This is a genomic window from Streptomyces sp. NPDC023481, assembly GCF_055560195.1.
On the sequence record NZ_JBVHJE010000028.1, the window covers coordinates 38,158 to 46,400 of the forward strand.

An 8,243-nucleotide genomic window follows, 5' to 3' on the forward strand; every position below is an offset into this window, starting at 1 on the left:
GAACCACTGGGGTACCGTCGGGGCGATGGCCACGATCGAGGAGTGCCGTCGGGCACTGGGCAAGCTTTCGGACAACATGCAGGGCGCCGGGGGCGAGGTCCGCGCGGCCGCCGCGCTGGACCGCTCGGTGACCTGCCACATCACCGACCTGGACGTCACCTTCGCCGGCCGGCTGACCGGCGGCCGCATCGAGGTGGACGACACCGTCCCCGGCCCGCCCCGCGACCGCGCGCAGATCAGGCTCGCCATGGCCGGCGACGACCTGCTGGCCCTGGTCGGCGGCGAACTGAACTTCGCGACCGCCTGGGGCTCGGGCCGGGTCAGGCTGGAGGCGACCCTGCTGGACCTGTTCCGGCTCAGGAAGCTGCTGTGACCCGTGCCTTCCGCGCGGCCGGCACCACCAGCGGGGTGCCCGTCTCCGGGTCGGCGATGACCTGGCAGCGCAGGCCGAAGACCTGCTCGACCAGGTCGGCCGTGACGATGTCGTGGGGGGCGCCCTCCGCGATCACCGCGCCGCCGCGCAGGGCGATGAGGTGGGTGGCGTAGCGGGCGGCGTGGTTGAGGTCGTGCAGCACCGCCACCAGCGTCCGGCCCTGCTCCTCGTGCAGCTCGGCGCACAGGTCGAGGACGTCGATCTGGTGCTGGATGTCCAGGTAGGTGGTCGGCTCGTCCAGGAGCAGCAGCGGGGTCTGCTGGGCGAGCGCCATGGCGATCCACACCCGCTGCCGCTGTCCGCCGGACAGCTCGTCGACGTACCGTTCGGCCAGCTCCGCGACCCCGGTCCGCCGCATCGACTCGTTCACGACCCGCTCGTCCTCCGCCGACCACTGCCGCAGCAGGCCCTGGTGCGGGTAGCGGCCCCGCCCGACGAGGTCGGCGACCGTGATGCCGTCGGGCGCGATGGACGACTGCGGCAGCAGGCCGAGGGTCCGCGCGACCTTCTTCGCGGGCATCGACTGGATGGCCTGTCCGTCCAGCAGCACCCGCCCCTGGCTGGGCCTGAGCATCCGCGACAGCGCCCGCAGCAGCGTCGACTTGCCGCACGCGTTCGGACCGACGATCACCGTGAAGGAGTTGTCCGGGATCTCCACCGACAGCTGCTCGGCGATGACCCGCTGGTCGTAGGCGAGGGTGACGTTCTCGGCGGACAGGCGGTTCACGGTGCTCCTAGTCGTGTTCGGGTGTGCGTCGCTCGGGTCCGGGCCCTGCGCCCGCTTCATATCCGGCCCGCCCGGCGTTCGGTGACCAGCAGCCACAGCAGGTAGGCGCCGCCGAGGACACCGGTGACCACGCCGACGGGCAGCTGGTCGGCGCCGAAGGCGCGCTGGGAGGCCCAGTCGGCGGCGACCAGCAGGGTCGCCCCCATGCACAGCGAGGCCACCAGGTTCGGCCCGGGCGAGCGGGTGAGGCGGCGGGCGAGCTGCGGCGCGGTCAGCGCGACGAAGCTGACGGGGCCGGCGGCGGCCGTGGCGGCGGCGGTGAGCAGCACCGCGGAGACCATCAGCAGCAGCCTGACGCGCTGCACCCGCACGCCGAGCGCGTGGGAGACGTCGTCACCCATCTCCATCATCCGCAGCGCGCGCCCGTTGACGAGGACCAGCGGGACCAGGACGGCGCACAGCCCGAGCAGCGGCCACACCTGGTCCCAGTCGCGCCCGCCCAGGGAGCCGGTCATCCACACCACGGCGCGGGTCGCGTCGACCAGGTCGGCCTTGGTGAGCAGATAGCCGTTGACCGCCGTCATGACCGCGTTGACGCCGATACCGACCAGCACCAGCCGGTACCCGTGCACGCCCTGCTTCCAGGCGAGCGCGTACAGGCCGAGACCGGTCGCCAGGCCCCCCGCCAGCGCGCCCACGGTGACCTGGGAGGCGCTGCCGGACAGCAGCACGATCACGACCAGCGCGCCGGCCGTGGAGCCCTGGGACAGGCCGAGCAGATCCGGGCTGCCCAGCGGGTTGCGGGAGACGGACTGGAACAGCGCGCCGCCGAGGCCGAGTGAGGCACCGACCAGCAGGCCGACGAGGACCCGGGGCAGCCGCAGTTCGTTGACGATGAAGTCCTGGTAGGCGTTGCCGTTCCCGGCGAGCGTGCGCAGCACGTCGGCCGCCGGGATCTTCGCGTCGCCGGTGCCGATCAGGGCGACACCCGCGGCGCAGGCGGCGGCCAGCAGCAGCACGACGACGATCAGGACACGCGGCTCCAGACGCAGGGAGAGCCCGCCGGGGGTGCGTACGGCACGACTCCTGGAGTGTGTCTTCACAGCTGGGCCGTCCTCCGCCGTCGTACGAGAAAGATGAAGACCGGGCCGCCGATGATCGCGGTGACGATGCCCACCTGAAGCTCGGCGGGCCGAGCCACGACCCGCCCGGCGACATCGGCGCCGAGCAGCAGCACGGGCGCCAGGACCGTGGCGTACGGCAGGATCCAGCGCAGGTCGGGCCCGGTGAAGGAGCGCACGACGTGCGGGACCATCAGGCCGACGAAGACGATCGGACCGCAGGCGGCGGTCGCGGCACCGCACAGCAGTACGGCGGCCAGCATGGCCAGCGCGCGGGTGCGGTCGAGGTGGGCGCCGAGGGCGCGCGCGGTGTCGTCGCCCATCTCCACGGCGTTGAGCGGCCGGGCCAGCGCGAACGCGAGCACCATGCCGACCGCGAGGAACGGCAGCACCTGCGTGATGGTCGAGTAGCCGGCCGAGGCCAGGGAACCCACCGTCCAGAAACGCATCCTGGACAGTGCCGCACCGTCCATGATCATCACGGCCTGGAGGTAGCCGTACAGGGCCGCGCTGATCGCCGTGCCCGCGAGCGCGAGCCGTACCGGGGTGGCGCCCCGGCCGCCGCCGAGGAACCACACCAGCGCGCCGACCGCCGAGGCCCCCAGGAACGCGAACCACACATAGCCGGTGAAGCTGGTGACTCCGGCGTAGGTGACGGCCGTGACGACCGCCGCCGAGGCACCCGCGTTGATGCCGAGCAGCCCGGGGTCGGCCAGCGGATTGCGGGTCAGCGCCTGGAGGACCGCGCCGGACAGGCCGAGCGCGGCGCCGACCAGCAGGCCGAGGACCGTACGCGAGAGCCGCTCGTCGACGACCACGTCGCCGTACGTGCCCGTGTCGTGGAACAGGCCGTGCCAGACCTGGTCCAAGGGCAGCGCTTTGGCCCCGATCGCGATGCTCGCCACGGCGACGAGCACCAGCAGCAGGACCGAGAGCAGGAGCCCAAGGGCCCGCGCCGCCCGGCGGGTTGGGGGCGCGGGGGCGGTCTCCGCGCGCGGTTCCGTAGGACTGTCGACCAACACCAGGTTAGGTTAGCCTACCCTCGCATGGCCGCACGATCCCGGTGCGGCGACTTCCGCCCGCCCCTGGCTGGTGCACCGTCAAAGACCCAGTCTCGCCAGCGCCTTCTCCCCCTCCAACGCGCAGGAACCGTCCCCCGCCGCCGTCCAGGCCGCCGCGCACAGCGCCCGCAGCCCGTCCAGCGCCTCGCCGTCACCGGCCAGCTCCAGCCGCTCGGCCCCGGCGGTCGCCGTCCAGCCGCCGCAGCGGAAACCCTCACCCTCCCGGGTGATCTCCGGCTGGCCGGTCAGCAGGCCGCGCAGATCGGCGTCCACATACGTCGGCCGGTGCCGCGGCGGCGCCGCGAGCAGCTGCGCCCCGTCGGTGACACCGGTCAGCACCAGCAGCGAGTCCACCCCGCCGTTGAACGCGCCCTCGATGTCCGTGTCCAGCCGGTCCCCGACCACCAGCGGCCGCTCGGCACCGGTCCGCAGGATCGTCTCCCGGTGCATCGGCGGCAGCGGCTTGCCCGCGACCTGCGGCTGCGCGCCCGTCGCGATCCTCACCACCTCCACGGCCGCCCCGTTGCCCGGCGCGATGCCCCGCCCGCTCGGAATCGTCAGGTCGGTGTTGGACGCGAACCACGGCACCCCGCCCCGCACCGCGTACGACGCCTCCGCGAACCGCCCCCAGGGCAGATCCGGCCCGCCATAGCCCTGCACGACCGCCGCCGGATCGTCGTCCGCCGACTCCACCGGCACCAGGCCGCGCTCGCGCAGCGCCACCCGCAGCCCCTCACCCCCGACCACCAGCACCCGCGCACCGGCCGGCACCTGCTCGCTGATCAGCCGCGCCACGGCCTGCGCGGAGGTGATCACGTCGTCCGCGCCCGTCGGTATGCCCAGCTCCGTCAGATGCCCGGCCACCGCGTCCGGGGTCCGCAGCGCGTTGTTGGTGACGTACGCGAGACGCATCCCGCCCGACCGGGCCACCGCCAGCGAGTCGACCGCGTGCGCGATCGCGCTCCCGCCCGCGTACACCACCCCGTCCAGATCGAGCAGCGCCGTGTCGTACGCCTCGCTCAGGGGCCGCCCACTGCCCTCGGGCCTCGTCCTGACGCCCTGGCTCATGTCCACATCGCTCCTCGTTCACTCGCCTTTCCCCCGATCATCCCGCACGCCACTGACACACGTACGATGCCGGGATGAACACAGCAGGTCACTGGGAGGCAACACCGCGTCGAGGCCTGGAACTGACCCCGTTCCGAGGCCTTCGTTACGACCCCGACCGGGTCGGCAGCCTCGCCTCCGTCACCTCTCCGCCCTACGACGTCGTCGTACGCCCCGACGGCCTGCACCACCTCCAGTCGGCCGACCCGTACAACATCGTCCGGCTGATCCTGCCCCAGGCCGGCACCCCCAGCGCCCGCACCGAGCAGGCCGCCGACACCCTGCGCCGCTGGCTGGACGAGGGCGTCCTCACCGCCGACCCCACACCGGGCCTCTACGTCTACGAGCAGCGCGACGGCGACGGCATGCTCCAGCGCGGGGTCATCGGGACCCTGAAGGTCACGGAGCCCGCCGAGGGTGCCGTACTGCCGCACGAGGACGTCATGCCGCCCGTGGTCGCGGACCGCGCGGCCCTGATGCGCGCCACGCGCGCGAACCTCGAACCGCTGCTGCTCACCTACCGGGGCGACGGCACGGCGGCCGAGGTCGTCGAGCGTACGGCGGCCCGCCCGCCCCTGCTGGCCACGACCACCGAGGACGGCTTCCAGCACCGCCTGTGGTCCGTGACCGACCCCGACGACCTCACCCGTATCCAGACCGACCTGGCCACCCGCCAGGCCCTGATCGCCGACGGCCACCACCGCTGGGCCACCTACCGGCGGCTGCGCACCGAGCACCCCTCGCCCAGCCCCTGGGACTACGGCCTGGTGCTCCTGGTCGACACCGGGCGCTACCCGCTGCGCGTCCGCGCCATCCACCGGCTGCTGCACGGCCTTCCGGTCGCGGACGCGCTGACGGCGGTGGAGGGCCTGTTCCGGGTACGACACCTCGACGTGCCCCTCGCGCAGGCCCTGGAGGCCCTCGCGGACGCCTCCTGCGCGGGCAACTCCTTCCTGCTGGCCGGCGACGGCGCCTTCCACCTGCTCGACCGCCCGGACCCGGACCTGCTGGCCCGCACGATCCCCGCGGACCGCCCGGCCGCCTGGCGCTCCCTCGACGCGACCGTCCTGCACGCCACGCTCCTCGAACACGTCTGGCACATCCCCGAGGACTCCCCTGCCCACATCGCCTACATCCACGACACGGCCGCGACGGTCGAGAAGGCGGAACACGACGGCAGCACGGCCGTCCTGATGCACCCGGTCCGCGAGGAGGTCGTGCTCGACCTGGCCCGGCAGGGCGTGCGGATGCCCCGCAAGTCGACCTCGTTCGGCCCGAAGCCGGCCTCGGGGCTGGTGCTGCGCGCGCTGGAGATCTGAGCGGCCGGCCACCGGCACCACGCAGAAGAGGGCAGACCCCGTTCCCTGGGGGCCTGCCCTCTTCTCACTGCTCAGGACCGACGTCAGTCCTCGTCGCGGTCTTCGTCGCGGTCCTCTTCGCGGTCCTCGTCGCGGTCCACCGCGGAGGCGCCGCCGGGCTCACCGGACCGGTCCGCCGCACCGGACTCCGCCACCTCGTCGGGCCCTTCGGCCGCGTCCTCGGCCAGGGCGTCGACGAACTCCACCCCGTCCAGCTCGGCGAGCCGGTCGGAGGCATCCGTGCTGCCGTCCCGGTCGGCCTCGACGGCCTTCGCGAACCACTCCCGCGCCTCAGGCTCCCGGCCGGCGGCCAGCAGGGCGTCGGCGTAGGCGTAGCGCAGGCGCGCGGTCCACGGCTGCACCGAGTTGGAGGCCAGCTCCGGGCTCTGCAGGGTCACGATGGCCGCGTCCAGCTGGTCCATGTCACGCCGGGCACCGGCCGCGACGAGCCGCATCTCGACCTGACCGGCCTTGTCCAGCTTGTGCACCTCGGGAGCGCCGGCCATGTCCAGCGCCTTCTCCGGCCGGCCGAGCCCGCGCTCGCAGTCGGCCATCACCGGCCACAGCTCCACGGTGCCCGTCATCCGCCGGGCGGCCCGGAACTCGCCGAGTGCCTCGCCGTACTTCTGGTTGGCGTACGCGGCGAACCCGGCGGCCTCCCGTACGGCGGCCACGCGGGACGCCAGGCGCAGGGCCACCTTGGAGTAGCCGTAGGCGCCCTCGGGGTCCTCGTCGATCAGCCGGGCGACCATCACCAGGTTCCTGGCGACGTCCTCGGCGAGCGTCTTGGGCAGGCTCTGCAGCTCCTGCCGGACGTCCTTGTCGATCTCGTCGCCGGTGACGTCCTCCGGGATCGGCAGCCGCTTGATCGGCTCCCGGTCCCGGTCCCGCTCGTCACGGAACCGGCCGCCACCACGGCGGTCGTCCCGGCCGTCCCGGCCGTCCCGGCCCCGGAAACCGCCGGGCCGTCCCCCACGGTCCCCGCGGTCGTCCCTGCGGGGACCACGGCCACCACGGTCGTCACGGCGGTCGTCACGCCGGAACCCGCCGCGGTCGCCACGGTCGCGGTCGTCCCGCCGGAAGCCGCCACGGTCGTCACGCCGGTCGTCACGCCGGTCGTCACGCCGGTCGTCACGCCGATCATCGCGACGGTCGTCACGGCGGTAGCCGCCGCGGTCGTCGTCACGACGGTAGGAGGGACGGGCGCCACCGCGGTCGTCGTCGCGGCGGTAGGAGGGACGGTCACCGCCACGGTCGTCGCGGCGGTCGTCGTCGCGACGGTACGAGGGGCGGGCGCCACCGCGGTCGTCGTCGCGGCGGCCATAGCCGGCACGGTCGTCGTCGCGGCGGTAGGAGGGGCGGTCACCGCCACGGTCGTCCCGGCGGTCACCGCCACGGTCGTCCCGCCGGAACCCGCCACGGTCGTCCCGGCGGTCATCGCGACGGTCGTCACGGCGGAACGGCGGGCGGCCGCCGCGGTCGCCCTCGCGGCGGAAACCGCCACCACGGCGGTCGTCGCGGGTGTCGTCCCTACGGTCGTCGCGCCGGTCCTGGTCGCGGCGGAAGCCGCCGCGGTCGCCACGGTCGCGATCGTCCCGACGGTCGTCACGGCGGTCGTCGCGACGGAAGCCGCCACCACGGTTGTCATCGCGCCGGCCGTAGCCACCGCGGTCGTCGTCACGACGGTACGAGGGACGGTCACCGCCGCGGTCGTCCCGCCGGAACCCACCGCGGTCCCCGCGGTCGTCACGGCGGTCGTCACGGCGGTCGTCACGGCGGAAGCCGCCACGGTCGCCGCGGTCGCGGTCGTCCCGCTGGAAACCGGGACGCGCACCGCGGTCGCCCTCGCGGCGGAAGCCGCCACCACGGCGGTCGTCGCTCCGGTCGTCACGGCGGTCATCGCGGCGCCCGTAGCTGCCACGGTCACCACCACGCCGGTCGTTGTCGCGCCGGTCGTTGTCGCGCCGGAAGCCGCCGCGGTCACCCCGGTCACCACTGTCCCGTCGCCGCTGGTCGCGCTCCGGTCGGTCGTCGGGAGAGTTGGTGGACATGGTGACTCCTGTCTTCGGTACCGCAAGCATTGTAAAAACAAAAGGACCCCTGGTCCCAGCTGAACGCTGGGACCAGGGGTCCTCCAAAGATTGTTCGGCGGCGTCCTACTCTCCCACAGGGTCCCCCTGCAGTACCATCGGCGCTGTGAGGCTTAGCTTCCGGGTTCGGAATGTAACCGGGCGTTTCCCTCACGCTATGGCCACCGAAACCCTAATGGTTTCGAGCGAACAAGCACACTTTTTTATTATGCGTTCTGCTCTGAACCGGCAACGGTCGTTGCCTCAGAACTAACACAGTGGACGCGAGCAACTGAGGACAAGCCCTCGGCCTATTAGTACCGGTCACCTCCACACGTTACCGTGCTTCCAGATCCGGCCTATCAAC

The 8,243-nt window shown here is 73.2% G+C and carries 7 protein-coding genes and 1 rRNA gene; 2 read left to right on the forward strand and 6 right to left on the reverse strand.

The annotated features are described in order from the left end of the window. Window positions 1-25 precede the first annotated feature (25 nt). Window positions 26-373 carry a sterol-binding protein gene (locus ACZ3ZD_RS35635; RefSeq protein ID WP_467407124.1) on the forward strand — a complete coding sequence of 116 codons (348 nt, stop codon included), beginning with the start codon at window positions 26-28 and terminating at the stop codon, window positions 371-373. Here the strand turns inward: ACZ3ZD_RS35635 and ACZ3ZD_RS35640 are convergent. The 4 genes from ACZ3ZD_RS35640 to ACZ3ZD_RS35655 all read right to left on the reverse strand — a co-directional run bounded on the left by ACZ3ZD_RS35640 (window position 357) and on the right by ACZ3ZD_RS35655 (window position 4,410). Continuing rightward, window positions 357-1,220: an ABC transporter ATP-binding protein gene (locus ACZ3ZD_RS35640; protein WP_467407126.1), complete on the reverse strand. Its 864-nt coding sequence runs from the start codon at window positions 1,218-1,220 to the stop codon at window positions 357-359. The two genes, ACZ3ZD_RS35635 and ACZ3ZD_RS35640, sit on opposite strands and share 17 nt — an antisense overlap. Continuing rightward, window positions 1,217-2,263 carry a FecCD family ABC transporter permease gene (locus ACZ3ZD_RS35645; protein WP_467407130.1) on the reverse strand — a complete coding sequence of 349 codons (1,047 nt, stop codon included), beginning with the start codon at window positions 2,261-2,263 and terminating at the stop codon, window positions 1,217-1,219. The genes ACZ3ZD_RS35640 and ACZ3ZD_RS35645 overlap by 4 nt, the downstream gene beginning before the upstream one ends. Beyond that, the gene (locus ACZ3ZD_RS35650) at window positions 2,260-3,303 is read right to left on the reverse strand and encodes a FecCD family ABC transporter permease (RefSeq protein WP_467407133.1); all 1,044 of its coding nucleotides are present in this window, start codon (window positions 3,301-3,303) and stop codon (window positions 2,260-2,262) included. The genes ACZ3ZD_RS35645 and ACZ3ZD_RS35650 overlap by 4 nt, the downstream gene beginning before the upstream one ends. A 78-nt stretch (window positions 3,304-3,381) precedes the next feature. After that, window positions 3,382-4,410, reverse strand: a complete 1,029-nt coding sequence (locus ACZ3ZD_RS35655) for an HAD hydrolase-like protein (protein ID WP_467407136.1) — start codon at window positions 4,408-4,410, stop codon at window positions 3,382-3,384. A gap of 74 nt (window positions 4,411-4,484) precedes the next feature. On the opposite strand from ACZ3ZD_RS35655, the gene ACZ3ZD_RS35660 reads away from it, so the two are divergent. After that, the gene (locus tag ACZ3ZD_RS35660) at window positions 4,485-5,768 is read left to right on the forward strand and encodes a DUF1015 domain-containing protein (RefSeq protein ID WP_467407140.1); all 1,284 of its coding nucleotides are present in this window, start codon (window positions 4,485-4,487) and stop codon (window positions 5,766-5,768) included. Between the two features lie 83 nt (window positions 5,769-5,851). On the opposite strand, the gene ACZ3ZD_RS35665 is transcribed toward ACZ3ZD_RS35660, so the two are convergent. Beyond that, complete coding sequence (locus tag ACZ3ZD_RS35665; protein WP_467407150.1) at window positions 5,852-6,667, reverse strand: tetratricopeptide repeat protein; 816 nt, start codon at window positions 6,665-6,667, stop codon at window positions 5,852-5,854. Window positions 6,668-7,950: 1,283 nt separating this feature from the next. Further along, window positions 7,951-8,066, reverse strand: a 5S ribosomal RNA gene (gene rrf / locus ACZ3ZD_RS35670). Window positions 8,067-8,243: the final 177 nt, after the last annotated feature.